Genomic DNA, 25,119 nt, shown 5'->3' on the forward strand with positions numbered 1-25,119 from the left:
TCAGCTCACCACGCGGGCCGGGGTGCGCAGGATGCGAGCCGAGCCGGCCACCGCCGCCGCGAGCAGGACCGGGACAGCCAGCGCCCCCGGCAGCCCGACCGGCCCGCTGGCCAGCCCGATCAGCAGCGGACCGGCCAGGAACCCGGCGTAGCCCAGCCCCACCACACGAGCCAACGCCCGCCCCTCCTGCCCCGGGTTGCGATCCCCGGCCACGGAGAAGACCTGCGGCGCGATGCAGGACAACCCCAGCCCGAAGCAGCCCCACCCGATCGCCGCCGCCCACGGCTCGCCGACCAGCAAAGCCCCGCCCAGCCCCACGGTTGCGAGCAGCCCGCTGGCCTGCACCACCCGTACCGCACCCCAGCGCGCCACGAACCGGTCCCCCACCAGCCGGCCCGCCGTCATCGCACCCGCGAACGCCGCGTAGCCCACCGCTGCCGTTCCCGCACCCGCGTGCAGGTTGTCGCGCAGATACACAGCACTCCAGTCGGCGGCCGCGCCCTCACCCACCAGCACACAGAACGCCAGCAACCCGAGCGCCACCACCCCGCGCAACGGCCCGGCCGGCGTTTCCGTTACCTCCAGCGCCGGTTGCGAGGGTGCACTGTGGATCGTGTGCAGGGCGACGGCCGCCACGAGCACCACCGTCGCACCGACGCACAGGAACGTGACGCGGGCACTGACCGCAGCAGAGGCGAACAACCCGCCGATCGCCGCACCCAGCAGACCGCCGATGCTGTAGACCGCGTGGAACGACGAGATGATCGGCCGCCCCCACGCCCGTTGCACCACCAGAGCCTCGGCGTTCATCGCGATGTTCAGCATCCCGTGCCCCACCCCGAAGACGAACAGGGCCAGAGCCAGAGCGAGCATTCCGGGTACGTACGCAGTGGGCACCAGCAGCACACCCTCGGCCAGCGCCGCCGGTAGCAGCACCGCCCGCGCTCCGAACCGGTCGACAAGCCGCCCGGACAGCTGCATCCCGGTGATCGCTCCGGCCGCGAGCCCGAGCAGCGCGATGCTCAGGGCACGGTCGCTGAGCCCCAGGTCGTGCTTGACAGCCGGCACCCGCGCGGTCCACGCCCCGAGCACCGCGCCGAACAGCAGAAAAATGACAGAGGTCGCCACCCGCCAGCGCATGTTCATCGAAATGAATGTAACCCCTGTCGATCAAAGTGGTGCAGGGGTGAGGATAGGCGGGTCGTCAGGAGGTTGCCATGAGGGCACGCATCGGGGACCGGGTCGTCATTGAGGGCACGCACACCGGTTATCGCCGGCGCGTCGGGGTCATCACGCAGATCGAGCACCCCGACGGCGCCCCGCCGTACGAGGTGACCTGGGCTGACTCGGACCGCAAAACGCTGATCTTCCCGGGCGCCGAGGCCCACATCGAATCCCGGGACTGAGGACGCTTCGACCGCCACCGTGGACGAGCTGCGGTGAAGCACACCGCTCACCAGGCGGTGTTCGCGGCATCCAGGGTGGCTTCGATGGTGGCGGCCAGGCGGACCACGTCGATCTGGTCCTGCTGGAATTCCAGGGCCACCACGTCGTACGGGTCGACGAAGTGGACCGTGTCCTGCGCGTCGGCGGCAACCAGCACGTAGCGGTAGCCGCGGGGGGCGTTGGTGTCCTCGCGGATCTGCCAGATCGCGTTGCGGCGCACGGCTTGCAGGCGGGCGACGAACGAGACGAGGTCGTTGTGCAGGGTGAACCAGTCCTCGTCCTCGAACTCGTCCAGCGGCAGCTCGTCGACGTACTGCTGCAAGTAGGGGATCACCGTGGCCGGGTCGCGTTCGGCATCACCGAAGGGCGCGTGGGTGACCTCGACGACCGAGTCGTAGTTGTTGCGGTGCTCCTCGCTCCAGGTGGCGAGGGTTTCCCGGGCAGCATCGAGACGGTCGGGGTCAGTCACGGGCTCACTTCCTACTGGTGCTCGACGAAGATGATACCGGCCTCGCCGAGCCGTTTACGCAGCGCCGGACTCGGGCCGGCCTGCAGGAACACCCAGCGCGGGTCGTACCCCGGATCCTGCCTGCGCCGTTGCACGTCCTTGTTGATCTCCTCGTGCATGCGGCTGTCGAGCGGCACCCCGTCGCTGGGCACCGCCTGTTTCTGACCGCTGGGCAGCGTCACGGTCTTCCAGTCCTTGTAGTGCTTGACCTCGACCGCCAGGGTGCGCCCGTTGCCCAGGTCCACCGGTACGTCGACGTTGCGGCCGCCGGGGCCGGTGACCGGGAACTGCGGGTCGTCGGTGGGGGTCACCGGGAAGTTGCGCTGCGGGCCGCCGTCGTACATCTCGCGGGCGTAGTCCTCGCCGATCCGGCCGCGGCTGGGCCCCGCGCGGGCGTTGCGGACCTGGGCCAGGGTTTGCGAGGCGCGGCCCGGTGGCAGGGCGCGCTGGGGGCTTGCCGGGGTGGATCCGGAGCGTGGGTTGCCCCCGCCGCCGGGGCGGTTGGCCTGCAGCGCGCTGGCGGCCATCTCGTGCACGTCGCCGACGCTGCTCGCCGGATGCACGGAGCGTCCCCCGCCGCGCTGATGGGGTGCCGGGCCGCCGCCGTCCTCGGAATGCCCGTGGCTGTGGGGTGTGCGCGGCATGACGACCCCTCAGCCGTTCAGCAGCCGGGTGAGGTTCTGCAGGCTGGTGATCAGCGCGGTGGTGTAGGTCAGGATCCGCGCGGACCATTTGACCACCGCCGCCACGATCTGCTCGGCGATCACCGGGATCGTCACCACGAAGATCGCCTCGGCGGCCCACACGATGACCCGGGCGACCAGGTCGGCGATGAGGTCGCGGACCAGCCCCCGGGTGAACTCGACAAGGTTGCCCGCGGCCATGGTGGCGCTGGCCAGGGCCGCCGCCGCGCTGGCCAGACCGCTGATGCCGTCGGCGTTGCCGACCGCCATGCCCCCGTATGCCTCGGCACCCGCCCCGGCCCAGTCACCCAGGTCGGACGCGACGGCCCCGGCCAGGTCGGTGGCGAGGTTCTCCAGGGCGTCGGCCATGTTGCCCCACGTCTCGGCGTGCTGGCGGACCCGGTCGGGCATGCCCGCGAGCTTGTCGAGCATCTCGCGCAGCGGGTCGAAATACTCCATCGCCCAGCCGAGCCCGTTGGACAGCAACGCGCTGAACGGGTCGAGCGCCGACGCCGCCAGGTCGACCCCGAGCGACCCGCCGGCCAGGGCCTGGCCGACCCAGCTACCGCTGTCGATCGCCTGATAGAGCCCCTGCATGTTGTCGGCGATGGACGACCCGGTCCAGGCGTGGCGGGTGGAGACCTCATCGGCCACCAGCGAGTGGTCGCTCACAAGCCCCCCGCCTTGTGCACATTCTCGGCGGCGGCAGAATCGGTCAGCTCATAGTCCGCCGCGGTCGCGCGCAAGGCTTCGGCGAGCAAGGACAAGTTTTCTTCCGCGTACGAGACCAGCTCGTCCTGCCGCCGGTGGCGCCCCTCGAGAATGTCGGAGATCCAGCCACAGAGCAGCCCGTAAGCCGCGGCGTCGCCGGTGATGCAGGCGCTGGCCCCCTTGACGGCCCCGAACTGACCTCGCAACCCATCAAGTCGCGCCGCGTGGGAACGCAGCTGACTCGCATCGACAGTAAACCCGTCGGCCATCGCCGGAGCCTAGCAACGAACCCGATTCCCGTGGGGGCACCCACCCTTGCCCCAACGGCGCTACTTGGTGGCCTGGGCGCGGCGGTCCTGGCGTTCATGCTGCTCGCCGGTTTGCAGGTCGGTGGCGGCCTGGGCCTGTTCCGGCGGCTGCGGGACCTGGCTCATCTCGTCGGCATCGGCCGAGCCGGGCCCGTCCTCGGTGACGAACTCGGCGTACTGCTCAGGGTTGACGTCGCTCATGGTGTCAAGATTCCCCAGCTGAGGGGATTAAACGCCGCCGGTCGCGACGGCCTGGCGCCAGGGCCGGAGCACCTTCGGCGAGACGCCCACCGCGAGCACCCCGACCAGCCGATCATTGTTCCGGTACGCCGCGACGAACGTGCGTTCCTGGAGGTCACCTTCGACGATCTCGACGGTGTCGTGGCCGCGCAGGTAGCCGTACGCGTGAATCTTCATGTCGTACTGGTCCGACCAGAAGTAGGGCACCGGGGCGAACGGCTTGCGGGCGGCCGGGTTGAGCAAATTGCGGGCGGCGGCCAGGCCCTGCTCGGCGGCGTTGGTGCGGTGCTCGATGCGCATCGCCACGCCGAACAGCGGGTTGAACCAGCGGGCCACATCCCCGGCCGCGTAGATCTCGGGCGCGGCGGCGCTGTACTCGTCGCACACCACCCCGTCAGCGACCTCGAGCCCGCTGCCCTCCAGCCACTCGGTGTTGGGGTGCGAACCGATCGCCACCAGCACCTCGTCGGCCTCGACCAGCGTCCCGTCCACCAGCCGCACTCCCCCGTCGGCCACCTCGGCGACCGCCACCCCGGTGCGCAGTTGCACCCCGTGTTCGCGGTGCGCCAGGGACAGCACCCGCCCGATCTGCTCGCCGACCGCGTGAGCCAGCGGCACCGGTGCCGGTTCGAGCATCACCACCTCGCAGCCCAGCCCCCGGGCCACCGCGGCGGACTCGGCCCCCAGGAACCCGGCGCCCACGACCACCAGCCGCCGGCCGGGCTGGAGCCGATCCCGCAGCTTCAGCGCGTCGTCCAGGGTGCGCAGTACGTGTGCGCCCTGGCCGGGCAGGCGGCGGGGACGCACCCCGGTTGCCACGATCAGCCCGTCGTAGGGAACCGCCGTCCCGTCGGTCAGCCGCACCAGGCGCCCGGCGACGTCCAGGCTCTCGGCGCGCACCCCCAGCCGCAGGTCCAGGCGCAGTGCGGTGAGCTGGTCGAGGGTCCGCAGCGCGAGCCGGCCGGCATCCCACGCGGAGGAGAGGATCTGCTTGGACAGCGGCGGGCGATCGTACGGAGGATCGATCTCCTCCCCGATCAGCGTGAGCGTGCCGGCGAAGCCCTCGCGTCGCAGGGTCTCCGCGGCCGTGAGCCCGGCGGCCGAGGCCCCGACAACGACGATGCGATCCAAGGTCATACACCCCAATCTATCTCCGTCCCACCTCGTGCGGCCGTCTCATCCTGGGGGGGGGCGACAACCTCACGAGTGGCCGGCGGAGAGGCGGCCGAGCCACTCGTGGAGCAGGACCTGCTCGGCCTGACTGAGCACATCCTGCTCCGGCAGCGTGGCGAGCAGAGCGCGGGCCGCCCCGGCGGGGCCCGGCTGCTGAACCGCCGGCTTGTCGCTGGTGACGGCGGTGACCATCACCTCGCGCAGGGAGTCGAGCAGGGCCCGGTCGCGCCGCGGCTCGGGCAGCGACAGCCAGGTCAGCACGGCGCCCCGGGCGGTGGCCTGGATGATCGAGGCGGCCAGCTCCTGGTCCACCGCGAGCCGCCCGGCCGCCGCCAGCCGGCGGATCCGCTCGGCCAGCACCTGCATGCCGGCCTGCACCGCCGGTGAGTCGATGCCGCGCCGGGGTTCGCCGTACATCATCGCGTAGAGCGCTGGGTTGCTCAGTCCGAACTCCACCGCCAGGTCCCAGCCCGCGCGCAGGTCGTCGATCGGATCGCTCAGCGGCGTGATGGCCTGTTTGCCGGCCACGAAGGCGGCGTAGGTGTGCTCGGCGACCGCGTCGAGCAGGCCGTCCTTGTCGGTGAAGAACCGGTAGATGACCGGCGGCTGCACCCCTGCCGCAGTGGCCACCGCCCGGGTGGTCACCGCGTCCCGGCCCGCGGTCGCGAGCAGGTTCGCCGCGGCCGCGATGACCTTCTGCCGTGTCGTCGTTCCGGTTTCCACGCTGCCAACGATATCGGCGGCGACCGGGCCGAGCCGGGCCAGGGCCAGGGCGTTGACCAGCGCCCGGCTCAGCGGATCAGGACCCGGCCGCCCGGTAGGCCTTGCCCGCCTCGGTCGGCGTGGTGGCATCGCGGTACAGGCCGTAGTCCACCGAGTCGCCCACCGCGGGCAGCGAGAACCAGGCGTAGCGCTCCACGTACGAGGCCGCCTGCAGTTGCGCCGTGGAGTTGGTGATGAACGAGGTGATCTGCTGGGTGTTCGGGTACTTCGGCGAGCCGGTGAAGTTCATCAGGCCGTACTCGGTGATCCAGATCGGCAGGTTGTAGCGGTCGTGCACCGCTTTGACGTACCCCATGAACTGCCCCGCCGCTGCACTGCTGAAGTCCGAGCCGTACCAGTGCAGCGTGATGAAATCGACCCGCAGGCCTTTCTGCCGCACGCCGGTCATGAACCGGTCGAGCCAGCCGCCGGCGGTGTCCCCGCCGAACGCGACCGCCGGGCTGCCCAGGCGCATGCCCGTGTTCTGCAGGTCGGGCCAGAGCTGCAGGGCCTGCTCGACGCTCATGTTGGCCTGTCCGGACATGTCCGGCTCGTTGAAGCCCAGCAGCGTGCTGCCCTCGGACTTGACCTTGGCCAGGTTCGCCGGGGTGTCAAAGGTTTCGTCCCAGATCATCGGCACGAACTCGGCGTCGGCGGGCATGCTGTCGTTGTTGGTGGCCCAGTTGTAGTACCAGCTGGCCTTGACGTCCTTCATGGCCCCGGCCAGCCCGGTGAACTGCCAGGTGCTGACGCCCTTCTTGGTGCCACCGCCGGCGGGCGGCGTCGTCGGCGGCGTGGTCCCGCCGGGCACCGTCCAGGCCTGGTTCGCGGTGCCCGCGCAGGTCCAGATCTGCAGGCGGGTGCCGGAGGCCGAGCTCATCCCGGCGGCGTCGAGGCACTTGCCCGAACCGGTGTTGACGAGCTGGCTGCCGCGCACGGACCACTGCTGGGCGCCGGTGCCGTTGCAGTCGTACAGCTGCACCTGCGCGCCGTCGGCGCTCGAGGCGGCGGTCACGTCCAGGCACTTGCCGAGCGCTTTGAACGCCGCGCCGTCGATCGTCCACGCCTGGGCGCCGGTGCCGTTGCAGTCCCACAACTGCACCGCTGTGCCATTTGCCGAGTTCGATCCGGCCACGTCGACACATTTGCCGCCGATGCCGGTGATCGGGCCGCCCGTAGCGGCCAGCGCGTTGGTGATGCCAAGGACGCCGAACGCCGCCACAACCGTGCCGGACAGCGCAACAGCCAATGTTCTCCGCCGCTTGCGAGATGAGGACATAATTTAACAGTATCGATGGATGAACCCCCCGCGAAAGCCTGCGCGAAGAGTCGGCCCGAACAGTCAGATCTAGGAAAAACCCGTTATCCGGTACGGCCACAGCCCTCGTTCGCCTCCCGGTCCCGAGCCACCGGCAGCAGTCCCGCACCGCTCGCCTGCCGGCCTCCCCGGCGGCAGCGAGCAGGCGTTCGCCGCCCGGACCGGCGCCTTCGATATGTTGGCAGCATGCGCCCACCGTTGCCGCCGTTCACCCAGGAAACCGCCCTCGCCAAGGTGCAAGCCGCCGAGGATGCGTGGAACACGTGCGATCCGCACCGGGTGTCCTTGGCCTACACCGAGGACTCGGTCTGGCGTAACCGCGACACGTTCGTCACCGGCCGCCCGGCGATCGTCGCGTTCCTGACCGCCAAGTGGGAACGCGAGCTGGAGTACGCCCTGCGCAAGTCCTTGTGGGCGGTCACCGACGACCGCATCGCCGTACGTTTCCAGTACGAGTGCCGCGACGCGACCGGCCAGTGGTGGCGCAGCTACGGCAACGAGCTGTGGGAGTTCGACGACCAGGGCCTGATGCGCCGCCGCGAGGCCAGCATCAACGACCTGCGCATCACCGAGCGCGACCGCCGCCTCTTCGGCCCGCGCGAACCGGGCGATCAGACGACGATCCCGCTGCAGTAAGGGCCGGTCAGCTTCGTCGCCCGCGCGATGCCGGCGGGGCCACGCCCAGCGCCACAAGGTTGCGGGAGTGGCGCTGCAGGAACAGGCGCGGCCGGGGGTCACGGCCGCCGACGCCAAGGACGCGCAGAGAGTCGCCGGCGGGGCCGTCAGCGCGAAGCCACCGCTGGACAGCAGCGTGCAAGCGAGCATCGCACCGCTCGCCGCTCGATGGCGCGAGGCCGCGCCAGGTAAACCACTGGTTAATAACTTTTGATCCACGAAACAAAAGTTATGGACTTACGAGCAGAAGCGGCTTAGCGTCATTGCTCATTGACGGTCATCGACGTCTGGATGGAGCGCTCGATGAGGAGAACATTGTTCTGCACGGCCGCGCTGGTCGCGAGCCTGCTACCGGCCCTTCCCGCAAGCGCCGCCGACGTCCCGCCGCAAGAACCCGGCGTCACGTTGCGCACGTTCGACCTGCAAACCTCGCGGGACACGATCTGCACGCTGAAATCCGGCCAGACCCCCAACGTCGACAAGCTGCTGCCCACGATCAACTGGACCACCGCCGCCGACTTCGGCCTCGAGGACCACTTCCAGTCGCAGGTCATCGCCAACCTCACCATCGCCGCGGCGGGCACCTACGCCTTCCGGCTGACCAGCGACGACGGCTCGCGGCTGCTGATCGACGGCGCCACAGTGATCAACAACGACGGGGCGCACGGGGCCTTCGCGGTGGAGGGCAGCGTCGCCCTCACCCCCGGCTACCACGCGCTGCACATCGACTACTTCGAACGCGACGGCGGTCAGCAGCTGACCCTGGAGTGGCGACCGCCCGGCTCGACCGCGTACGCGGTGGTCCCGAACTCGGTGCTCAGCACCGACTCCGGCGTGGTGCGGGTGACCGCCCCGGGTCGCAAGGAGTGCGAGGGCTCCTCGGACAGCCCCGGCGACGGCCTGCCGCTGAACTCGGTGCACCCCGGTTACACGCTGACCAACCTGCGCCCGGCTGGCTTCCAGCCGCAGGTGACCGCGATGGACTGGTTCCCCGACGGGCGCCTGGCCGTGGCGACCTGGGGCGGCAGCGACACCGTGGCGGGCGAGGTCTACATCCTCAGCGGGGTCACCGGCGCCACCTCACCCAGCCAGGTCACCACCCGCAAGGTGGCCAGCGGGCTGCGTGAGCCGATGGGGCTGAAGATCGTCGACGGGAAGATCTACGTCTCGCAGAAGACCGAGCTGACCGAGCTCAACGACACCAACAACGACGGGGTCATGGACCAGTTCCGCCGGGTCGCCACCTGGCCCTTCGACGGCAACTTCCACGAGTTCGCGTTCGGCCTGCTCTACAAGGACGGCTATTTCTACGCGAACCTGTCCGTCTCCATCAACCTGGGCGGCGCGACCACCGACCCGCAGGGCTCGCCCAACCGCGGCACCAGCCTGAAGATCAACCGCACGACCGGTGAGGTGCAGTACGTCGCCGGCGGGCTGCGCACCCCGGACGGCATCGGCTGGGGCCCCGAGGGCGGCATCTTCGTCACCGACAACCAGGGCGGCTGGCTGCCCGCCTCGAAGCTGGTGCAGATCAAGCAGGACCGCTTCTTCAACCACTACACCAACCCGGACGGCCCGTTCGACAACCAGCCGGTCACCCAGCCGGTGCTGTGGCTGCCGCAGAACGAGATCGCCAACTCGCCGAGCACACCGCTACTGCTGGACTCGGGGCCGTACGCCGGTCAGATGCTCATCGGCGACGTCACCTACGGCGGCATCCAGCGCGCCTTCCTGGAGAAGGTGAACGGCGAGTACCAGGGCGCGGTGTTCCGCCTGACGCAGGGCCTCGAGATGGGTGTGCACCGGCTGAGCCAGGGCCCGGACGGCGCCATCTACGCCGGTGGGCTCGGCGCCGGGGGCAACTGGGGGCAGGAGGGCAAGCTGACGTACGGGCTGCAGAAGATCACCCCGAACGGCACGAGCGTGTTCGACATCAAGGCGATGCGCGCGATCTCGGGCGGCTTCGAGCTCGAGTACACCAAGCCGGTGTCCACCGACACTGCCGCCCAGCTTGCCGCCCGCTACCACGCCGAGCAGTGGCGTTACGTGCCGACCCCGGCCTACGGCGGTCCCAAGGTCGACGAGGAGACCCTGTCGGTGGCCTCGGCGACGTTGTCCGCGGACCGGCTCAAGGTGACGCTCAAGCTCAACGGGCTCAAGCCGGGCCGGGTGGTGCACGTCCGCTCGCCGCGGCCGTTCTCCTCCACCACCGGTGACTCGCTGTGGAGCACCGAGGCCTGGTACACCCTCAACAGCCTGGCCGACGGTACGACGCTGCGCACCGAGCAGGCCGAGGCTGAGAACGCCGGCCTGAGCGGCAGTGCGGGCGTGGCCACCGATCACGCGAACTACACCGGCAGCGGCTTCGTCGCCGGGTTCGGTTCGGTGGGCGCGGCCACCACGTTCAGTGTCAACGTGCCGTCCGCCGGTTCGTACGGCATCAACCTGCGCTACAGCAACGGTCCCAACCCGGCTGCGGGCACCAAAACCGTCAGCCTGTACGTCAACGGCATCAAGATCAAGCAGGTGAGCCTGGCCAGCACCACCGACTGGGAAACCTGGGCCAACGCGGCGGACACGGTGACCTTGCGGGCCGGTGGGAACACAGTCTCGTACCGGGTCGACAGCGGCGACGCCGGGCACGTCAACCTGGACAACCTGACGATCGGCGGGGGCGGCACCGGCACCCCGGCCCCGCGCACCGGCACGATCACCGGCATCGGCGCCAAGTGCCTGGACATCGACAACGCCAGCATCACCGACGGCGCCAAGGTGCAGCTGTGGACGTGCAACAGCTCCTCGGCGCAGAGCTGGACCCGCAACGGCGACACCCTGCAGGCGCTGGGCAAGTGCCTCGACATCGACAACGCCGGTACGGCGAACGGCACCAAGGTGCAGCTGTGGACCTGCAATGGCAGCACCGCCCAGGTCTGGCAGACCCAGGCCAACGGCTCGCTGCTCAACCCGGCGTCCGGCAAGGTGCTCGACGCGGCCGGCGGTGCCAGCACGGATGGCACCGCGGTGCAGATCTGGGAATGGTCGGACGTCGCGCAGCAGAAGTGGACCCACAACGGCACCAGCCGGGTCACCCTGTTCAACGGCGGCACCCTGGGCGCGTTCCGCAACGCCGATGGCAGCGCGCCCACGTGGCCGGTGTCCGGCGGCTCGGCCGAGGTGCTCGGCGGTGACCTGCGCACCAAGCAGACCTTCGGCGACTTCAAGCTGCACGCCGAGTTCTGGCTGCCCAACCTGCCCGCCGACGTGACCGGCCAGCAGCGCGCGAACAGCGGCATCTACCTGCAGGACCGCTACGAGGTGCAGGTGCTCGACTCGTACGGCAAATCGCCGCTGGCCGACAACGACTGCGCGGCCATCTATCTCAAGAAGGCCCCGTCCACGAACGCGGGAACCGCTCCGGAAACGTGGCAGAGCTACGACATCACGTTCCGCGCGGCCCGCTACCAGGGCGGCACGAAGGTCGAGAACGCCCGGGTAACGGTGGTCTGGAACGGCGTCACCGTGCAGGACAACGTGGCCATCGACGGCCCGACCGGCGCCGGTGCCGCGGAAGGCCCGGAGCTGCTGCCGATCCGTCTGCAGGATCACGGTGACCCCGGGGCCAACGTGCGCTACCGCAACCTCTGGGTCGAACCGGCCTGATCCACCAGCCGGTCCCGGCTGATCGACGCAACATCCTTGCTGCCGGCCAGCGCCATCGTCAGGTCCAGCTCCGCGATCACGTTGCGGATGACGTCCTCGACACCGCGCTGGCCGGCCAGCGCCAATCCGTACAGATAAGGCCGCCCCAGCAGGACGGCATCAGCCCCCAGAGCAAGAGCCACAAACACATCCGCACCGGTACGAACACCGCTGTCAACCAGCACCGCCGGCTCGGCCCCCACCGCTTCCCGGACCGCCACGAGCGCGTCCAGCGAGGCGACCGCGTTGTCGATCTGGCGCCCACCGTGGTTCGACACCACGATCGCGTCCACCCCGAGGTCGAAGGCCCGCCGCGCGTCGGCCGGGTCCACGATTCCCTTGAGCACCACCGGCAGCCGCGTCCGGTTGCGCAACGTGGCCAGGTGTTCCCAGCTCAGCGCCGGGTTGGAGTAGATGTCGAGGAACGTCTCCACCGCCGCGCGCGGCACCGGCGAGCGCAGGTTGCGCCAGAACGAACCCGGATGGTTGCGCGACATCGCCAGCAGGGTCCGGATCGCCCCGGTCGTCACCTCGGCCGCGGGCTGCACCTGGCGTTGGGCCACAAGCTCCTGGAAACGGCGATCCGAGGTGTACTGCGCAATGCCCAGCCCCCGGGCGAACGGCAGCGAACCCAGGTTGAGGTCCTGCGGCCGCCAGCCCAGCACGGTGGTGTCGAGGGTGACCACCAGCGCCTGCGCCTCGATGGCCTCGGCCCGCGCGATGAGGCTGTCCACCAGCGCCTCGTCCTTGCTCCAGTACAGCTGGAACCACCGCGAAGCCGGTCCCATGGCCGCCGCGCAGTCCTCCATCGGATTGCAGCCCTGGTTGGAGAAGATGTAGGTCGTCGCCGTCTGCGCCGCCGCCCGCGCGATCTGCAGGTCGCTGTCCTTGCCCATCAGCGCCGCGGCCCCCACCGGCGCCAGCAGCACCGGCGTGGCATGCCGCCGGCCGAGCACCTCGACGCTCAGGTCCCGCTGCGCCGCCCCCGACGCCATCCGCGGCACGATGGCCCACCGCTCGAAAGCCTCCCGGTTGCGCCGCATCGTGCGCCCCTCCCCCGCCCCACCGGCCACGTAGGCCCAAGCGGCGGTGCTGCTGACCCGCCGCGCCCGGCGTTCCAGCTCGGCGAAATCGGTGGGCACCCGCGGACGGCGGCCCAGGGCGCCCTGACGGTAGAGAAAGCTTTGCCGGCTGAGCCCGGCCCCCGAGGTAATGGTCACGCCCTAACGGTAGGGCCCGCCACGAGGCTCCCCACCTGCTGGCGGTGCGTGAAGCGAAACGTCGAGCACCACGAGTCGCGCTGTGATGCGGGTGTGGATACCGACCGCATGATCGCGGGTGCCGGAGGGTAAGCCGCCGCATGACTTCCCTCCGGCAGGGCACCATCGCGATCACCCTGGCGGCACTCGTTGCGACGCTTGCCGCGTGCACCGACAATTCACCCGGCCCGTCCGAGTCCGCCTCGTCGTCGTCGCGTCAGCCGCGTCAGGCCTGGCGGCTGGTGTGGAGCGACGACTTCGACGGCAAAGCCAACACCGGGGTGTCCCCGAGCGACTGGATCTACAGCACCGGCACGGGGTACCGCGGCGGCGCACCGCAGTGGGGCACCAACGAGATCGAGACGATGACCAACAACCTCGCCAACGTGCATCACGACGGTGCCGGTCACCTCGCGATCATCCCGCTGCGCAGCGGCCCGGGCGCCGGGACGTGGACCTCGGGGCGGGTGGAGACGCGCCGCACCGACTTCGCCGCGCCCCCCGGTGGGGCGGTGCGCCTCGAGGCGACCCTGAAGATGCCCGACGTCAGCGGTGCGCAGTCCGCCGGGTACTGGTCGGCGTTCTGGGCGCTCGGCGCCCCGGCCCGCCCGGTGGGCGCCACGAACTGGCCGGTCATCGGCGAGTGGGACATCATGGAGAACGTCAACGGCCACGACTCGGTGTGGCACACCCTGCACTGCGGTGTTCCCGTGGGCGGGCCCTGCAACGAGCCCACCGGCGTCAGCAGCGGCGAGCTGCCCTGCCCGGGTTGCCGCACCGCGTTCCACACCTACGCGCTGGAGTACGACCGCAGTGTCACCCCCGAGCAGCTGCGCTGGTACGTCGACGACCGCAATACGTTCACCATCCGCGCGGACCGCCTCGAGCAAACAATTTGGACAGCCGCCAACCAGCATGGCTTCTTCGTGATCCTCAACGTGGCGATCGGCGGCGCTTTCCCGGCCCCGTTCGGCGGTGGACCGACCGCCGCGACCAAGCCGGGCGTGCCGATGCTGGTCGACCGGGTGGCCGTATCTACACGGTAAAAACTCGCATGAGATCGACAGTTATCCCTGGGTCGGGCCGGGGAACGCCGCCGCATGGCCTCCCCCGTCCCCGACCATGACAACCTGAGCTGGCGGCCGATGCAGCGCTCCACGCGGGTCGTGGTGTTCCTCGCGCTGGCCGTGACGCTTTTCTACATGATCTTCCTGCTCAACCCCGCGTACCGGGGCACCACCTGGGTGTGGATCCTGGTGCTGTTCGCCGAGGGCATCACCATCTTCAACGCGCTGGCGATGTGGTGGACCGTGCTCGTGTACACCCCGCAACCCGATCCGCCCGAGGTGTACGCCTGGCGCCGGCGGCTGCTGACCGGCGAGCTCACGCCCACTGTCGACGTGTTCATCACGGTGTACGGCGAACCGCTGGAGATCGTGCTGGTGACCATCCGCGCCGCCCGCGACATGAGCGTCGAGCACCGCACCTGGGTGCTCGACGACGGCAGCAGCGACGAGGTACGCGACGCGGCTGAGCGCGAAGGCGTCGGTTACCTGCGCCGCAAGGAACACATGCACGCCAAGGCCGGCAACATCAACTCCGCGCTGCGCCGTACCGATGGCGAATTCGTGGTGATCCTCGACGCCGACCACGTGCCCAGCCCGGACTTCCTGGTCCGTGCGCTGCCACACATGCAGGACCGTGGGGTGGCGTTCGTGCAGACACCGCAGGCCTTCCCCAGCGCCCGCGGGCTGGTGGCCGAGGGCGCCTCCGAATCGCAGAAGATCTTCTACGAGCTGGTGCTGCCCGGGCGCAACTACTTCAACGCGGTCTTCTGCGTGGGCACCAACGTCATTTTCCGCCGCGCCGCGCTGGAGCAGATCGGCGGCATGTACATCGCCAGCAACTCCGAGGACATCTGGACCTCCATCGAGCTGCACAGCCGCGGCTGGCGGTCCTGGTTCATCCCCGAGGTGCTGGCCCGCGGGCTGGCCCCGGACAGTTTGCTGTCCTACTTCAAGCAGCAGTTCCGCTGGGCCTACGGCGCCTTCGAGGTAATGATCAGCCCGGCGCTGTGGCGCCGGCGCAATCTGACGCTCGATCAGCGCTTCCAGTACCTGCTCGCCGGCGTGAACTACATGCTGTCGGTGGCCGCCCTGATCCTGATGTGCCTGCCCGCGGTGTACCTGCTGTTCGGTATCAGCCCGATCCGCTCGGACATCAGCACGTGGCTGGTGCACTACGTGCCGTTCTACATGCTCATCATGCTGGTCACGATCATCCAGCTCGGCGGGCTCAAGGTGTCGGCGATCGTGACAAGTTTGGGGGCTGCGCCCGTACACGTCAAAGCCCTGGTCATGGCCATTTTCCGGCGCAAGGTCCGGTGGACGGTGACCAATGCGGGGCCGTCCGGACTGCCCGGTGTGGAACTGGTGCTCCCGCATGTCGCGCTACTGCTGCTCAACATCGTGGCGGTGGCCGTCGGGATCAGCATGCTGCCCCTGCGCGGCACCGACGTCGCCGCGGTCGGGCTGTCCATCGGGTGGGCGGTGATCTACGTGCTCGTGCTCGGGCGGGTGGTCGCCGAGGCGGTCATCGCCCCGCAGGTCATCCGGCAGCGCCTCGAACGGCGCAAGGCCGGTGCCCTGCTCGCCCGCGCGCTGCCGTGGCCCGACCGCGCGGACGAGGACGACGCCATGGTCAGCGCCACCGTGGCCGACACCAACCCGGCACCGTCGAAGGGATAACGCCATGGTGCTGCCGACGACTACGACCTCCCCCGAAGACGCCGATCCCATCGAGGCGCCCCGCGCGCCCAAGCCGCCGGGTAACCGCTGGCGCAAATGGCGGGCCCGCTTCACCGTGCTGCTGCTGCTGGCGGGTGCCGCCCTGCTGTTCTGGCTGATCCGCAACGACCGGGCCGATGACGCCTCCCGGCTCGACCTGGGCACCGTCACCCTGACCGCCCAGCCCGTGCCGGTCGAGGTGGCGCAGGCCGGGCGGGTGTCGGTGGTGTCGGTGACCGCCCAGCAGCAGGTGCGCGCCGGTCAGCAGCTGGGCACGGTCGAGGTTGCTACCACCGACTCCGACGGCGACCCGAAGATCACCAAGGTCACCGTGAGCGCCCCGCGCGCCGGCACGGTGGTCGACCTGCCGGTCACGGTGGGCAGCACCATCGGCCCGGGCCAGCCCTTCGTCGAGCTGTACGACCCGGCCCAGCTGCGCTTCGAGGCGCAGGTCAAGCTGGCGGACCTGCCCGAGATCGGCACCAGCATGGACGCGCGGCTGGAGGCCGAGGGCATCACCCGCAAGGTCCACGCGGTGGTGCAGCGCATCGTGCCGCGCGTCGGTGACCCGGCCCTGCTGGCCAACACCGGCGCCGACCCGGACGAGATGACCGTCGTGCTGGTGCCGGCCTCCGCCGACGACGTGCGCGGGCTCGTGCCCGGCATGCGCTTCACCGGGTACGTCGAGTTGCTCACCGGCAAACCCGGCAGCCCCCGTTTGGTCTCGATGGGAGGGATCTGAGCATGGAGTTCGACGTGACGGTGGAGATTCCCCGGGGCACGCGCAACAAGTTCGAGGTGGACCCGGTGACGCACCGGCTGCACCTGGACCGCACGCTGTTCACCGCGACGCAGTACCCGGCGGACTACGGCTACATCGAGAACACGATCTCCGGGGACGGCACGGCGCTGGACGCGATGGTGCTCGTGCAGGAGCCCACCTTTCCGGGGTGCCTGGTGCTGAGCCGGGCGCTGGGATTGTTCCGGATGCGCGACGAGCAGGGCCCGACCCCGAAGGTGCTGTGCGTGCCAGCCCACGACCAGCGCCAAGCAGGCCTGCGCACGATCACCGACCTGGATCCGTTCCTGCTGCTGGAGATCCGGCACTTCTTCGAGGTGTACAAGACGGTCGAGCCCGGCAAGCTCGTGCGCATCGACGACCAGCCGTGGGTGGGCCGGGAGGAGGCCGAGGCGGAGATCACGCGCAGCTGCGTGTGAACGGGGTACGCCACCTCACGAGCCGCTACGGCTGCTGACGTGGTGGCGGCCCAGTGGCAGCATCAGCGGCTTGCCTGACGTCGGGTCCACAATGACCTGGCTGTCCAGGCCGAACACCGCCCGTACGCAATCCTCGGTCAGCACTTGATCCGGCTCTCCCGCCGCGTGCAGCTTTCCGCCGGCCAGCGCGATCAGCTGGTCGGCGTAGCGGGCGGCCAGGTTGAGGTCGTGCAGAACCATCACGATGGTCGTGCCGCGCGTGCGGTTGAGGTCGGTGAGCAGGTCGAGCACCTCGACCTGGTGGCTGACGTCGAGGAAGGTGGTCGGCTCGTCGAGCAGCAGCAGATCGGTCTGCTGGGCCAGGGCCATGGCGATCCACACCCGCTGGCGCTGGCCGCCCGACAGCTCGTCCACGGCCCGATCGGCCAGGTCGGCGGTGTGGGTCGCGTCCAGCGCCTCGGCTACGGCGGCATCGTCCTGCTTGTTCCAGCGCGACAGCACGCGCTGGTGCGGATGCCGGCCCCTGCCGACCAGGTCGGACACTGTGATGCCCTCCGGCGCGATGGGCGACTGCGGCAACAGACCCAGCGTGCGGGCCAGCTCCTTGGCCGGCATCCGGTGCACCGCGCGCCCGTCGAGCAGCACCTGACCAGTGCGTGGGGCCAGCAGCCGCGACATCGAGCGCAGCAGCGTCGACTTGCCGCACGCATTGGCCCCGACGATGGCGGTGATCCGGCCCGGCGGCAGGATCAGGTCGAGCTGCTCGATGACGACGCGGTCGCCGTAGCCCAACGACAGCTTCTCGACCTCAAGCGAATGGGTCCTGGTCATAGCGAGCCTCCCGCGCGGTTGGTGCGGATGAGCAGATGGACGAGGTACGGGGCGCCCAGCACGCCGGTCACGACGCCGACCGGATACCGGATGTCGAAGGCGAATTGGCCCACCAGATCGGCCAGCAGCACCAGCAGCGCACCGACCAATCCGGAGGGCACGAGCAGCGAGCCGGCGGGTCCGGTGATGCGCTCGGCGATCGGTCCGGCCAGGAAGGCGACGAACGCGATCGGCCCGGTGGCCGCGGTGGCGAAGGCGATGAGACCCACTGCCGCGACAATGACCATGATCCGGGTACGTTCAAGGCGCACCCCCAGCGCCGCGGCGGCATCATCGCCGAGTTGCAGCATGCTCAGGTTGCGCGTCTGGCTCAGCAGCACCGGCGCGAGCACGGCCAGCGCGATCACCACCGGCAGCACCTCGCCCCAGGTGGTGCCGTTGAGGCTGCCGGTCAGCCAGCGCTGCGCCTGCTGCAGGTCCCACTGGGCGGCCCGGCTCAGCACGTAGGCGGTGGCGCTGTCGAGCATGGCCGCCATCCCGATGCCGATCAGGATGAGCCGGGTGCCGGCCACGCCGTCCTTGAACGACAGCGTGTAGATCACGAGCGCCACGCCCAGCCCGGCCGCGATGGCGAACACCGAGACGCCGGTCCCGCCCAGCCCCAGCACCGCGATCGCGAACGAAGCCGCAGCTCCGGCGCCGGAAGTGATGCCGATGATGTCCGGGCTGGCCAGCGGGTTGCGCAGCATGCTCTGGAAGGTGACCCCGCCGGCGCCGAAGCAGAACCCGGCCAGCACGGCCAGCACCGCTCGCGGCAGCCGCAGCTCACCGACCGTGAAGGACGCCCCCGGCACCGTCTCACCGAGGATCACCCGGATGACCTCGCCGGCGGAGTAGAACCTCTCGCCCACCATCAAGGTCACGGCGAACGCGGCGAGGACCAGCACGGCCAGGACCGCTATGACAGCTCGGCGGCGCAGATCACGCTTGACCCTGCTGCTGGTGACGCGGTGCAGCGTCAGGGTGGTGTCCGTTCTGCCGCCGGCCCTTTTCATGGGGCCGCTGGCGGGCATGGTTGTCACAGCTCGCGCACCTTCTGGCGTCGGACGATGTAGATGAAGAAGGGGGCGCCGATGAAGGCGGTGATGATGCCGACCTCGATCTCCGCCGGGCGCGACACCACCCGGCCGAGCACATCGGCCCCGGTGAGCAGGGCCGCGCCGGCCAGCGCCGAGCCGGGCAGCAGCCACCGGTAGTCCGGGCCCAGCAGCAGTCGGCAGACGTGCGGCACGATCAGCCCCACGAACGCAATCGGCCCGCACACCGCGGTCGAGGCGCCGCACAGCAGCACGGCCCCCAGCGCGGCGAGAGCCCTGGCCCGGACAACGTTCTCGCCCAGCCCGGCGGCCATGTCGTCGCCCAGCGCGAGGGAGTTCAGCGAACGCGCGGACAGCAGCGAGACCACGAACCCGACCGCGAGGAACGGCAGGACCTGCCGGATGCTGTGGTAGCTGGCCCCGCCGACCCCGCCGACCTGCCAGGACTGGAAGCCGCCGGCGATGTCGCTGCGGGGCAGCACGAACGCGCTGATGAGCGAGGCCAGGGCCGCCGAGATGGCCGCTCCGGCCAGGGCAAGCTTGAGCGGGGTGGCGCCGCCGCGACCGAGTGAGCCCACGGCGTACACGAACATCGCCGCGACCGAAGCTCCCAGGACGGCCACCCAGATGAAGCTGGACGCCGAGGTGAGCCCGAAGGTTACGATGCCCGTGACCACCGCCAGCGAGGCGCCCATGTTGACGCCCAGGATGCCGGGATCGGCGAGCGGGTTGCGGGTCACGCCCTGCATGACGCCGCCGGCCACGCCGAGGGCCGCGCCCACCACAATGGCCAGCAAGGTACGCGGGACGCGCTTGAGCACCGCCGCCTGCCCGAGATTGGCGTCGTGGCCCTGCACCCCGGCCACGATGTCGTGCCAGCCCACGATCCGCGAGCCGAACGCCACCGAGGCCACCATCAGCGCGGCCAGCACGCCCAGCCCAGCCAGCAGCCACAGCGTGCGCGCCGATGCCGGGCGCCGCACCGCGGCCCCCGGCATCGTTTCGACCTGCGTCATGACACCTTGTCGGCCGCGCCGGCCAGCATCTTCACGTAGTCGTCGAGCACGTACGGGATGGCCAGCACGGTCGGGTTGGCCGCCGTGGCCAGCGGGGTGCTGCCGACCAGCACGACCACCGAACCGCGCTTGACCGCGGGGACCTTGCTCAGCAGCGGGTCGCTCTGCAACTGGGCGAGCAGCTTGTCGTCGCCGTAGCTGACGATCACGTCGACGTCGTCGAATGCCTGGATCTGCTCGGCGCTCTGCTCCAGGGTGAACGCGTCGGTGCCCTCGGAGGCCTTGGTGACGTTGCCGGCGATCTTCATGCCCAGGTCGGCGAAGAACTGGGTGCGCGTGTCATGGGCGGTGTAGTAGCCGACCTTGCTCAAATTGGTCTGGTCGATGTGCGTCATGAACATCGTCGACTTCCCGGCCAACTGCGGATACTTGGCGGCCGCTTCGGTCATCTGCTGCTCGGTGCCGGCGATCAGCGCGTCGCCCTGCGCCCCCAGCCCGAGCGCCTGGCTGGACAGCTTGACGATGTCGCGCCACGGCGTCGCCCACGGCGCATCCGGATAAGCGATGGTCGGGGCGATCTTGCTGAGCGTGTCGTAGTCCTGCTGCGTGAGCCCGGAGTAGGTGGCGAGAATCAGGTCAGGCTTGGTGTTGGCCACCGCCTCGAACGCGATGCCATCGGTCTCGTCGAACATGACCGGCGCCGTACCGCCGAGGGCCTTGAGCTTCTCCCCGACCCACGGCAACATGCCGTCGCCGTCGTCGTCGCCGAAGTTGGCCTTGGCCATACCCACCGGCACGATGCCCAGGGCCAGCGGAATCTCCTGGTTCTCCCAGGCAACGGTGGCGACGCGTTCGGGCTTTTTGGCGATGGTGGTGGTGCCGAGGGCGTGCTTGATGGTGACCGGGAACTGCGCAGCGGAGGCGGAGCTGCCGGGGGCGGCGCTCTGACCGGCGTCATCGTCGGACCCGCCGCCGCAGGCAGCAAGCGCCAGTGCGGTGGCCGTGGCGACCGCGGCCGCCAGCAAACGGTGTGCGCGCATAGCGCTGTACTCCAGACCTGAGGGGGTGTTCTTAAGTAAGGCATGCCTAACCTCGGTTAGGTGCGCCTAACCTAACACCTCCACCTGGAGGGGGGATGATCACCCGTCTCGCATCTCTTCCGGCAACCGCCACCGCCGTACCTCACGCACCGCCGCCGGCCTGGACCGCCGATCAGGGCCGGTAGCCCGGTACCACTGATGACAGAAGACGACGACGACCGCCAGATCAATCAGATCCCCGCCGTAATACATGACTTCCGCCGCAGCACCCACCTCGGCATACAAGTACTTGGCCAGAATTGAATGCGCCGCCAGAAACGCGACAAGCACAGCGGCCCGAGCCAACCGGCCCGGCCGGTGCGGCGCCGGATCACGGCCGATGATCGAGGCGGTGAACAAATATCCGGCCCCGAGAATATGAACCTGAACGAGGACGTTGAGCCACGGAAGCGAGGCGGCAGCCTCATGCAGATCCGTGGTGTAGAGCAGCCACAATCCCCCGGCGTCGAGCACCGCCGCAGTCAACGGATGCGTGAGAATACGCAGCGGCCAGCCGGCAAGGACACGCGACACCGAACGCGCCCGGCGTACCGGCAAAGCACGCAACGCAAGGGTGACCGGCGCGCCAAGCGCCAGCAACAGCGGCGCCAGCATGCCGAGCAGCAGGTGACCGGCCATGTGCGCGGTGGCACCGTGGTGGGCGGTCGCGGCGATCGGCCCGGTCACGGCCGTCGCGGCAACGGCCCAACCAGCAACCCAGCACACGGTACGAACAAAGGGCCACCAACCTCCCCGGCGTTGCACGGCAACGACTCCGGCCAGGTAGACAGCCGCCGGAACCACAAAAAGCGCTGGGCTCATGCCGCTGTTGTTCGCCGCGTCCGCACCAGCACCACGGCACCGGCCACAACGAGGAGCACGGCAATGACGTTCCAGGCCCAGTCGTACGCGGTCAGGTCAACGGCATACCGGATCTGATGCAGTTTCAGTAGCTTGTGCTGGATGGTCCCGTCGTACAGTTGAAACGCCCCGGCCCCGGCCAGCAGCCCACCCCACCACGCCCGCGCACCGAACGCGTGCCGCCGCCGCAGATCCGCGAGCAGGAACAGCGCCGCGACCGTGCAGAACCAGCTGAACGCGTGGAACAGCCCGTCGGACACCAACCCTGCCGCCGGCGTCGACTTGTCGTAGAAATGGTGCCAGTGCAGCAACTGGTGGAACACCGTTTCGTCGACGAAGCCGGCGACCCCCACGCCGAGCAGCACCCCGGACAGCACGTTACGACCAGTGACGGACATCCAGCGCGGCTACCCGCCCGGCAACGCGGTAAACCGTTGCTCTGGTCAGACCGTCGCGTACCAAAGGTCGTCGGCGGAGAAGGGCGTTCCCATAAGCGAGTCAAGTCTTGGGGAATCGCCGAAAGCAGCCTTGAGCATCGCCTCGCCGCCGGAAAGTTCAGCAGACGCCATTGATTCCACCCGGATCATCTGCATCTCAGCTTCGAATCCATCAGCGGCACCCGAGTCGCGAGCAACAATGGCGAGCGGAAGGCCGACGCAAACGTAGGCAATTACCGCCTCCCCCCTCAGCAGTCGAACCCACCATTCCCCCGCACCCTCGTCCCGCTCGAGGACAGCGCCGACCAGTTCGCCGGCTCGGCAAGCATTCTCGACAGCCGCCGATTCGGTCCAGCTACCCGACGACTCCAGCGCTGCGGCCAGATGTCCATCCACGTTCATGGCGTTCCCCCGAACGACGTGAGTACGGACGCGGCCTCCCGGGCGAACTCGTCGAACAAGCCGTGCCGCCCGTCCTGCTGCCAAGGCGCATTCGCCGACGGCACCAGCGCGTCCTGCGGCACCAGCGTCGGCGCCGTAATGAACGGCAGCACATCCCACGCGTCATGCTTGTTGCTCGCCCGCAGATGCGCCCGGCTCTGCGCCGCACTCATCGACGGGTCAGCCCCGGCCCGCCTCCGCACGATTACCTCAGCCGGCCGCCACCGGCTCCTCCGCCGGCAGGCTGTCCATGAACGAGCTCACCGAGAACACCGCGTTCCCCGCCCCGGGAGGCCCGTACCCCGGCGGCGTTGACAGGCCGTTCTCCTGCATCGTCGCGCGGTAGGCCTCCAGCAGCCGGATGTGGTATTCCAGCGGCGCGCCCTGCGGGTTGGTGCGGCCCAGCGGCGTGGTTGGCTCCGGGCACCAGGTGGTGAAGCGGGGCAGGATGCCGCGGGACATGAAGTACTGCAGGCCCTCGATAGTCGAGTCGATCGCCTCGTTGACGGTGGTGAAGCCGTAGGGCGCTGCCATTTCGACGCCGGCTACGAAGTTGGGGATGACGTTGCGGGGGCCGAAGACCTCGGCGGACTCCAGGATGCGGCGGTGCCATTCGGCGCGGCCCACGTAACGTTCCTTACCGGGGCAGTAGAGCTCGAACAGGCGCTTGTCCCACACCTCGAAGTTGGGGTGGTAGATGCGGATGCCGTAGTCGTGGAAGCGTTGCACATCCTCACGCGGCAGGGCCTGGGCGACCACCTTGCCGATCCAGCGGCCGGGGAAGCGCTCCTCGATGGCCTGGGCGTAGCGGCCATAGAAGTCGGCCTCGGCCAGACCATCGACCTTCGAGGTAATGCTGCCGCCGGTCAGGGTGTAGGCCTGCGAGGTCTTGGCCGTGTCGTACTTGTCGATGATCGCCATGGCTTCGAGGATCTCGTCGACGGGCTTGACCCCGGTGTACGGGCGGCCGGCCTGCTTGTGCTGGCGCCAGTTGTGGTTGATGTCGCAGTACTGGCACTCTTCCTTGGCGCCGAAGTACTGGCAGACCCGGAACGCCGTCAGGTAGATGAGGTAGCCCCACTGAATGGTGGGGGCGACCTCCATCACCGATTTCCCGTTTTCCAGGGTGTGCCGGTAGTAGTCCGGCATTGGCGGCAGGCCCACCTCGGCGATCGGCTTGCCGTCCAAGAAAAGCATGAGCCGGCCGTCGGCGTCGGGCTTGACCCGGTAGGGCGAGTCGGGGTTGGTGCGCACCGAGACAACTGTGCGGCGCAGGCCGTACGGGCCGCCGAGCAGCACGATCTCCTCCGGCGGGCGGCGCAGGGCGGCCTCGCCGAGTTCGGGCAGCGTGCGGTGGTCGAACGAGAAGATGAAGTAGCTCTTGGGCTTGACGTCGCCGTTCTCGTTGTCGGTCAGCGCCGAGTCGTCGAACGCCATCCCGCCGCGGAGCAGGTCTTCCTTGATGACCGCCTCACGCGGCACGTGCGGGAAGCGGGCCATCAGGTCCTCGACCAGATCGGTGCGCGACTGCATGCGTCCTCCTGTCAACGGCTCCGTCCATTCCATGTCATCACGTCCGGGAGGTGAACTGCCCCCGGCGAAGGGAGACCTTCGACACTAAGGCCTGGTTGCCGTAACGGCGGAGGCCCGTTTCCTGGGGGACGGACCGGCCATCCCTCAGGAAACAGGCCTCGAAGGCGCGCTGTGCGGTGCGGCTCAGGCCTCGCCCATCACCAGGCCCTCGATGGTGTGTTTCTGGGTGATGGGGGTGAGCTTGTCGACCACCGGGCAGCTCAGGTGCTTCTTGAGCTCCTCGGGCAGGGTCGCCCAGTACCCATGGGTGACGGCCAGGTCGTGCTTGTCGCCGTTGATGGCACCGGGACCGTCGACGCCGAGCACCAGGACCGGGCGGGACTTCTCCGACTCGTTGCGCGTGCCGCGGTGGATGGTCAGCGCGGAGCGGGCCGAGATGTCGCCGCGCTTGGGGTACTTGCGCACGGCACGCTCGTTGTAGCGGTCGTACCTGCTCTTGGGCGGGAACATGTCGTGGCCGAACGCCGGGTCGTCGTCGAACTGGGTGCCCGGGGCGATCTCGAACGGGCCCATGTCCTCGGCGGTGTCGACGCCGGTGAGGTTGAAGGCCAGCGAGTTCAGCTTGCCCTCGGTGCGGGTGATCCCGGGCATCGGGAAGTCGCGGTGCCAGGGCTGGTTGATGGCGCCGGCGAACGGGATGTCGAAGCCGAGTTCGACGATCTGGTAGTCCGGGCCCAGCACCGCCTCGCACACCGCGGTGACCCACGGGTGCGTGACGAGGTCGACGAAGCCGCGCATCTGCTCGGGGTGGATCTCGACGTAGTACCGCTTCGGGCCGCGGCCGACCGCACCGTCCGGGCGGGCGATGGCTTCGGCGAACGCCGTCTCGATGTCCTCACGCATGACGTCGGCCCACTCGGGGGTGAAGGCGCCCTTGCACGCCGTGATGCCGTCGGTGTAGATCGCCTCGCGGGCCGCAGCGCCGATGGCGGCGTAGTCGGTGCTGGCAGCGGCGGAGTCCGTAGCAGTCGTCATGTC

The 25,119-nt window shown here is 69.5% G+C and carries 28 protein-coding genes; 8 read left to right on the plus strand and 20 right to left on the minus strand.

Annotation, left to right across the window (positions count from 1 at the left end; translation table 11 throughout):
- Entirely contained in the window at positions 1 to 1,146 is a 1,146-nt protein-coding gene (locus TFC3_RS12955) for an MFS transporter (RefSeq protein ID WP_067499508.1), read from the minus strand.
- Positions 1,147 to 1,217: 71 nt separating this feature from the next.
- On the opposite strand from TFC3_RS12955, the gene TFC3_RS12960 reads away from it, so the two are divergent.
- Positions 1,218 to 1,406 carry a DUF1918 domain-containing protein gene (locus TFC3_RS12960; protein WP_067499510.1) on the plus strand — a complete coding sequence of 63 codons (189 nt, stop codon included), beginning with the start codon at positions 1,218 to 1,220 and terminating at the stop codon, positions 1,404 to 1,406.
- A 47-nt stretch (positions 1,407 to 1,453) separates the two neighbouring features.
- On the opposite strand, the gene TFC3_RS12965 is transcribed toward TFC3_RS12960, so the two are convergent.
- The 8 genes from TFC3_RS12965 to TFC3_RS13000 form a co-directional block, all read right to left on the minus strand.
- Positions 1,454 to 1,915, minus strand: coding sequence for a hypothetical protein (locus TFC3_RS12965; protein WP_082772020.1), 462 nt, complete (start codon positions 1,913 to 1,915; stop codon positions 1,454 to 1,456).
- A gap of 11 nt (positions 1,916 to 1,926) precedes the next feature.
- Entirely contained in the window at positions 1,927 to 2,598 is a 672-nt protein-coding gene (locus TFC3_RS12970) for a hypothetical protein (protein ID WP_153040213.1), read from the minus strand.
- A gap of 9 nt (positions 2,599 to 2,607) precedes the next feature.
- Positions 2,608 to 3,309 carry a hypothetical protein gene (locus tag TFC3_RS12975; RefSeq protein WP_067499514.1) on the minus strand — a complete coding sequence of 234 codons (702 nt, stop codon included), beginning with the start codon at positions 3,307 to 3,309 and terminating at the stop codon, positions 2,608 to 2,610.
- On the minus strand, positions 3,306 to 3,617 hold the full coding sequence (locus TFC3_RS12980) for a type VII secretion target (RefSeq protein WP_067499516.1): 312 nt from the start codon (positions 3,615 to 3,617) through the stop codon (positions 3,306 to 3,308). The genes TFC3_RS12975 and TFC3_RS12980 overlap by 4 nt, the downstream gene beginning before the upstream one ends.
- Before the next feature lie 60 nt (positions 3,618 to 3,677).
- Positions 3,678 to 3,857: a hypothetical protein gene (locus TFC3_RS12985; protein ID WP_067499518.1), complete on the minus strand. Its 180-nt coding sequence runs from the start codon at positions 3,855 to 3,857 to the stop codon at positions 3,678 to 3,680.
- Between the two features lie 27 nt (positions 3,858 to 3,884).
- On the minus strand, positions 3,885 to 5,033 hold the full coding sequence (locus TFC3_RS12990; RefSeq protein ID WP_067499520.1) for an NAD(P)/FAD-dependent oxidoreductase: 1,149 nt from the start codon (positions 5,031 to 5,033) through the stop codon (positions 3,885 to 3,887).
- 63 nt (positions 5,034 to 5,096) lie between these two features.
- A complete protein-coding gene (locus TFC3_RS12995) occupies positions 5,097 to 5,792 on the minus strand; it encodes a TetR/AcrR family transcriptional regulator (protein WP_201787154.1) in 696 nt (231 codons plus the stop codon).
- A gap of 76 nt (positions 5,793 to 5,868) precedes the next feature.
- On the minus strand, positions 5,869 to 7,110 hold the full coding sequence (locus TFC3_RS13000; protein ID WP_067499522.1) for a glycoside hydrolase family protein: 1,242 nt from the start codon (positions 7,108 to 7,110) through the stop codon (positions 5,869 to 5,871).
- Positions 7,111 to 7,335: 225 nt separating this feature from the next.
- On the opposite strand from TFC3_RS13000, the gene TFC3_RS13005 reads away from it, so the two are divergent.
- The 3 genes from TFC3_RS13005 to TFC3_RS13010 all read left to right on the plus strand — a co-directional run bounded on the left by TFC3_RS13005 (position 7,336) and on the right by TFC3_RS13010 (position 11,484).
- A complete protein-coding gene (locus TFC3_RS13005; RefSeq protein ID WP_067499524.1) occupies positions 7,336 to 7,785 on the plus strand; it encodes a nuclear transport factor 2 family protein in 450 nt (149 codons plus the stop codon).
- A gap of 67 nt (positions 7,786 to 7,852) precedes the next feature.
- Positions 7,853 to 8,038 carry a hypothetical protein gene (locus TFC3_RS37015; protein ID WP_153040214.1) on the plus strand — a complete coding sequence of 62 codons (186 nt, stop codon included), beginning with the start codon at positions 7,853 to 7,855 and terminating at the stop codon, positions 8,036 to 8,038.
- Between the two features lie 89 nt (positions 8,039 to 8,127).
- Positions 8,128 to 11,484: a family 16 glycoside hydrolase gene (locus TFC3_RS13010; RefSeq protein WP_201787155.1), complete on the plus strand. Its 3,357-nt coding sequence runs from the start codon at positions 8,128 to 8,130 to the stop codon at positions 11,482 to 11,484.
- Here TFC3_RS13010 and TFC3_RS13015 read toward each other — a convergent pair.
- The gene (locus TFC3_RS13015) at positions 11,454 to 12,743 is read right to left on the minus strand and encodes an alpha-hydroxy-acid oxidizing protein (RefSeq protein WP_067499526.1); all 1,290 of its coding nucleotides are present in this window, start codon (positions 12,741 to 12,743) and stop codon (positions 11,454 to 11,456) included. The two genes, TFC3_RS13010 and TFC3_RS13015, sit on opposite strands and share 31 nt — an antisense overlap.
- Before the next feature lie 140 nt (positions 12,744 to 12,883).
- Here TFC3_RS13015 and TFC3_RS13020 point away from each other — a divergent pair, with 140 nt between their 5' ends.
- Genes TFC3_RS13020 through TFC3_RS13035 form a run of 4 tightly spaced genes read left to right on the plus strand, consistent with a single transcriptional unit; the run spans position 12,884 to position 16,786 of the window.
- The gene (locus TFC3_RS13020; protein ID WP_082772022.1) at positions 12,884 to 13,828 is read left to right on the plus strand and encodes a glycoside hydrolase family 16 protein; all 945 of its coding nucleotides are present in this window, start codon (positions 12,884 to 12,886) and stop codon (positions 13,826 to 13,828) included.
- A gap of 54 nt (positions 13,829 to 13,882) precedes the next feature.
- The gene (locus TFC3_RS13025; protein ID WP_067499528.1) at positions 13,883 to 15,529 is read left to right on the plus strand and encodes a glycosyltransferase family 2 protein; all 1,647 of its coding nucleotides are present in this window, start codon (positions 13,883 to 13,885) and stop codon (positions 15,527 to 15,529) included.
- Between the two features lie 4 nt (positions 15,530 to 15,533).
- Positions 15,534 to 16,310, plus strand: a complete 777-nt coding sequence (locus tag TFC3_RS13030; RefSeq protein WP_067499530.1) for an HlyD family efflux transporter periplasmic adaptor subunit — start codon at positions 15,534 to 15,536, stop codon at positions 16,308 to 16,310.
- Positions 16,311 to 16,312: 2 nt separating this feature from the next.
- Positions 16,313 to 16,786 carry an inorganic diphosphatase gene (locus TFC3_RS13035; protein WP_067499532.1) on the plus strand — a complete coding sequence of 158 codons (474 nt, stop codon included), beginning with the start codon at positions 16,313 to 16,315 and terminating at the stop codon, positions 16,784 to 16,786.
- Between the two features lie 15 nt (positions 16,787 to 16,801).
- Here TFC3_RS13035 and TFC3_RS13040 read toward each other — a convergent pair whose 3' ends face one another.
- The 10 genes from TFC3_RS13040 to TFC3_RS13085 form a co-directional block, all read right to left on the minus strand.
- A complete protein-coding gene (locus TFC3_RS13040) occupies positions 16,802 to 17,617 on the minus strand; it encodes an ABC transporter ATP-binding protein (protein WP_067499534.1) in 816 nt (271 codons plus the stop codon).
- Positions 17,614 to 18,690, minus strand: a complete 1,077-nt coding sequence (locus TFC3_RS13045; protein ID WP_236718391.1) for an iron chelate uptake ABC transporter family permease subunit — start codon at positions 18,688 to 18,690, stop codon at positions 17,614 to 17,616. Before TFC3_RS13045 ends, TFC3_RS13040 begins: the two co-directional genes overlap by 4 nt.
- 5 nt (positions 18,691 to 18,695) lie before the next feature.
- Complete coding sequence (locus TFC3_RS13050) at positions 18,696 to 19,730, minus strand: iron ABC transporter permease (protein WP_067499536.1); 1,035 nt, start codon at positions 19,728 to 19,730, stop codon at positions 18,696 to 18,698.
- Complete coding sequence (locus TFC3_RS13055) at positions 19,727 to 20,770, minus strand: iron-siderophore ABC transporter substrate-binding protein (protein ID WP_067499538.1); 1,044 nt, start codon at positions 20,768 to 20,770, stop codon at positions 19,727 to 19,729. Before TFC3_RS13055 ends, TFC3_RS13050 begins: the two co-directional genes overlap by 4 nt.
- Before the next feature lie 99 nt (positions 20,771 to 20,869).
- On the minus strand, positions 20,870 to 21,631 hold the full coding sequence (locus TFC3_RS13060) for a cytochrome c oxidase assembly protein (RefSeq protein WP_067499540.1): 762 nt from the start codon (positions 21,629 to 21,631) through the stop codon (positions 20,870 to 20,872).
- Positions 21,628 to 22,068 carry a DUF2243 domain-containing protein gene (locus TFC3_RS13065; protein WP_067499542.1) on the minus strand — a complete coding sequence of 147 codons (441 nt, stop codon included), beginning with the start codon at positions 22,066 to 22,068 and terminating at the stop codon, positions 21,628 to 21,630. The genes TFC3_RS13060 and TFC3_RS13065 overlap by 4 nt, the downstream gene beginning before the upstream one ends.
- A 45-nt stretch (positions 22,069 to 22,113) precedes the next feature.
- The gene (locus TFC3_RS13070) at positions 22,114 to 22,509 is read right to left on the minus strand and encodes a hypothetical protein (protein ID WP_153040215.1); all 396 of its coding nucleotides are present in this window, start codon (positions 22,507 to 22,509) and stop codon (positions 22,114 to 22,116) included.
- Entirely contained in the window at positions 22,506 to 22,721 is a 216-nt protein-coding gene (locus TFC3_RS13075; RefSeq protein WP_067499546.1) for a hypothetical protein, read from the minus strand. Before TFC3_RS13075 ends, TFC3_RS13070 begins: the two co-directional genes overlap by 4 nt.
- A gap of 37 nt (positions 22,722 to 22,758) precedes the next feature.
- Positions 22,759 to 24,081: a radical SAM protein gene (locus tag TFC3_RS13080; protein WP_067499548.1), complete on the minus strand. Its 1,323-nt coding sequence runs from the start codon at positions 24,079 to 24,081 to the stop codon at positions 22,759 to 22,761.
- A gap of 183 nt (positions 24,082 to 24,264) precedes the next feature.
- A complete protein-coding gene (locus tag TFC3_RS13085; protein WP_067506565.1) occupies positions 24,265 to 25,116 on the minus strand; it encodes a phytanoyl-CoA dioxygenase family protein in 852 nt (283 codons plus the stop codon).
- Positions 25,117 to 25,119 lie beyond the last annotated feature (3 nt).

Origin of the sequence: Actinoplanes sp. TFC3 (genome assembly GCF_001553785.1) — a bacterium.
Classification (GTDB): Bacteria; Actinomycetota; Actinomycetes; order Mycobacteriales; family Micromonosporaceae; genus Actinoplanes.

What these genes read in the sequence shown, in the direction of transcription:
- TFC3_RS13050 (WP_067499536.1), bottom strand. Translation starts at nt 19,730, where the DNA reads ATGACGCAGGTCGAAACGATGCCGGGGGCCGCGGTGCGGCGCCCGGCA.
- TFC3_RS13070 (WP_153040215.1), bottom strand. Translation starts at nt 22,509, where the DNA reads ATGAACGTGGATGGACATCTGGCCGCAGCGCTGGAGTCGTCGGGTAGC.
- TFC3_RS13020 (WP_082772022.1), top strand. Translation starts at nt 12,884, where the DNA reads ATGACTTCCCTCCGGCAGGGCACCATCGCGATCACCCTGGCGGCACTC.
- TFC3_RS13080 (WP_067499548.1), bottom strand. Translation starts at nt 24,081, where the DNA reads ATGCAGTCGCGCACCGATCTGGTCGAGGACCTGATGGCCCGCTTCCCG.
- TFC3_RS12985 (WP_067499518.1), bottom strand. Translation starts at nt 3,857, where the DNA reads ATGAGCGACGTCAACCCTGAGCAGTACGCCGAGTTCGTCACCGAGGAC.
- TFC3_RS12980 (WP_067499516.1), bottom strand. Translation starts at nt 3,617, where the DNA reads ATGGCCGACGGGTTTACTGTCGATGCGAGTCAGCTGCGTTCCCACGCG.
- TFC3_RS12955 (WP_067499508.1), bottom strand. Translation starts at nt 1,146, where the DNA reads ATGAACATGCGCTGGCGGGTGGCGACCTCTGTCATTTTTCTGCTGTTC.
- TFC3_RS12960 (WP_067499510.1), top strand. Translation starts at nt 1,218, where the DNA reads ATGAGGGCACGCATCGGGGACCGGGTCGTCATTGAGGGCACGCACACC.
- TFC3_RS13065 (WP_067499542.1), bottom strand. Translation starts at nt 22,068, where the DNA reads ATGTCCGTCACTGGTCGTAACGTGCTGTCCGGGGTGCTGCTCGGCGTG.
- TFC3_RS13000 (WP_067499522.1), bottom strand. Translation starts at nt 7,110, where the DNA reads ATGTCCTCATCTCGCAAGCGGCGGAGAACATTGGCTGTTGCGCTGTCC.
- TFC3_RS13040 (WP_067499534.1), bottom strand. Translation starts at nt 17,617, where the DNA reads ATGACCAGGACCCATTCGCTTGAGGTCGAGAAGCTGTCGTTGGGCTAC.
- TFC3_RS12990 (WP_067499520.1), bottom strand. Translation starts at nt 5,033, where the DNA reads ATGACCTTGGATCGCATCGTCGTTGTCGGGGCCTCGGCCGCCGGGCTC.
- TFC3_RS13035 (WP_067499532.1), top strand. Translation starts at nt 16,313, where the DNA reads ATGGAGTTCGACGTGACGGTGGAGATTCCCCGGGGCACGCGCAACAAG.
- TFC3_RS13055 (WP_067499538.1), bottom strand. Translation starts at nt 20,770, where the DNA reads ATGCGCGCACACCGTTTGCTGGCGGCCGCGGTCGCCACGGCCACCGCA.
- TFC3_RS13005 (WP_067499524.1), top strand. Translation starts at nt 7,336, where the DNA reads ATGCGCCCACCGTTGCCGCCGTTCACCCAGGAAACCGCCCTCGCCAAG.
- TFC3_RS12970 (WP_153040213.1), bottom strand. Translation starts at nt 2,598, where the DNA reads ATGCCGCGCACACCCCACAGCCACGGGCATTCCGAGGACGGCGGCGGC.
- TFC3_RS13025 (WP_067499528.1), top strand. Translation starts at nt 13,883, where the DNA reads ATGGCCTCCCCCGTCCCCGACCATGACAACCTGAGCTGGCGGCCGATG.
- TFC3_RS13060 (WP_067499540.1), bottom strand. Translation starts at nt 21,631, where the DNA reads ATGAGCCCAGCGCTTTTTGTGGTTCCGGCGGCTGTCTACCTGGCCGGA.
- TFC3_RS13045 (WP_236718391.1), bottom strand. Translation starts at nt 18,690, where the DNA reads ATGCCCGCCAGCGGCCCCATGAAAAGGGCCGGCGGCAGAACGGACACC.
- TFC3_RS13030 (WP_067499530.1), top strand. Translation starts at nt 15,534, where the DNA reads ATGGTGCTGCCGACGACTACGACCTCCCCCGAAGACGCCGATCCCATC.
- TFC3_RS13075 (WP_067499546.1), bottom strand. Translation starts at nt 22,721, where the DNA reads ATGAGTGCGGCGCAGAGCCGGGCGCATCTGCGGGCGAGCAACAAGCAT.
- TFC3_RS13010 (WP_201787155.1), top strand. Translation starts at nt 8,128, where the DNA reads ATGAGGAGAACATTGTTCTGCACGGCCGCGCTGGTCGCGAGCCTGCTA.
- TFC3_RS13085 (WP_067506565.1), bottom strand. Translation starts at nt 25,116, where the DNA reads ATGACGACTGCTACGGACTCCGCCGCTGCCAGCACCGACTACGCCGCC.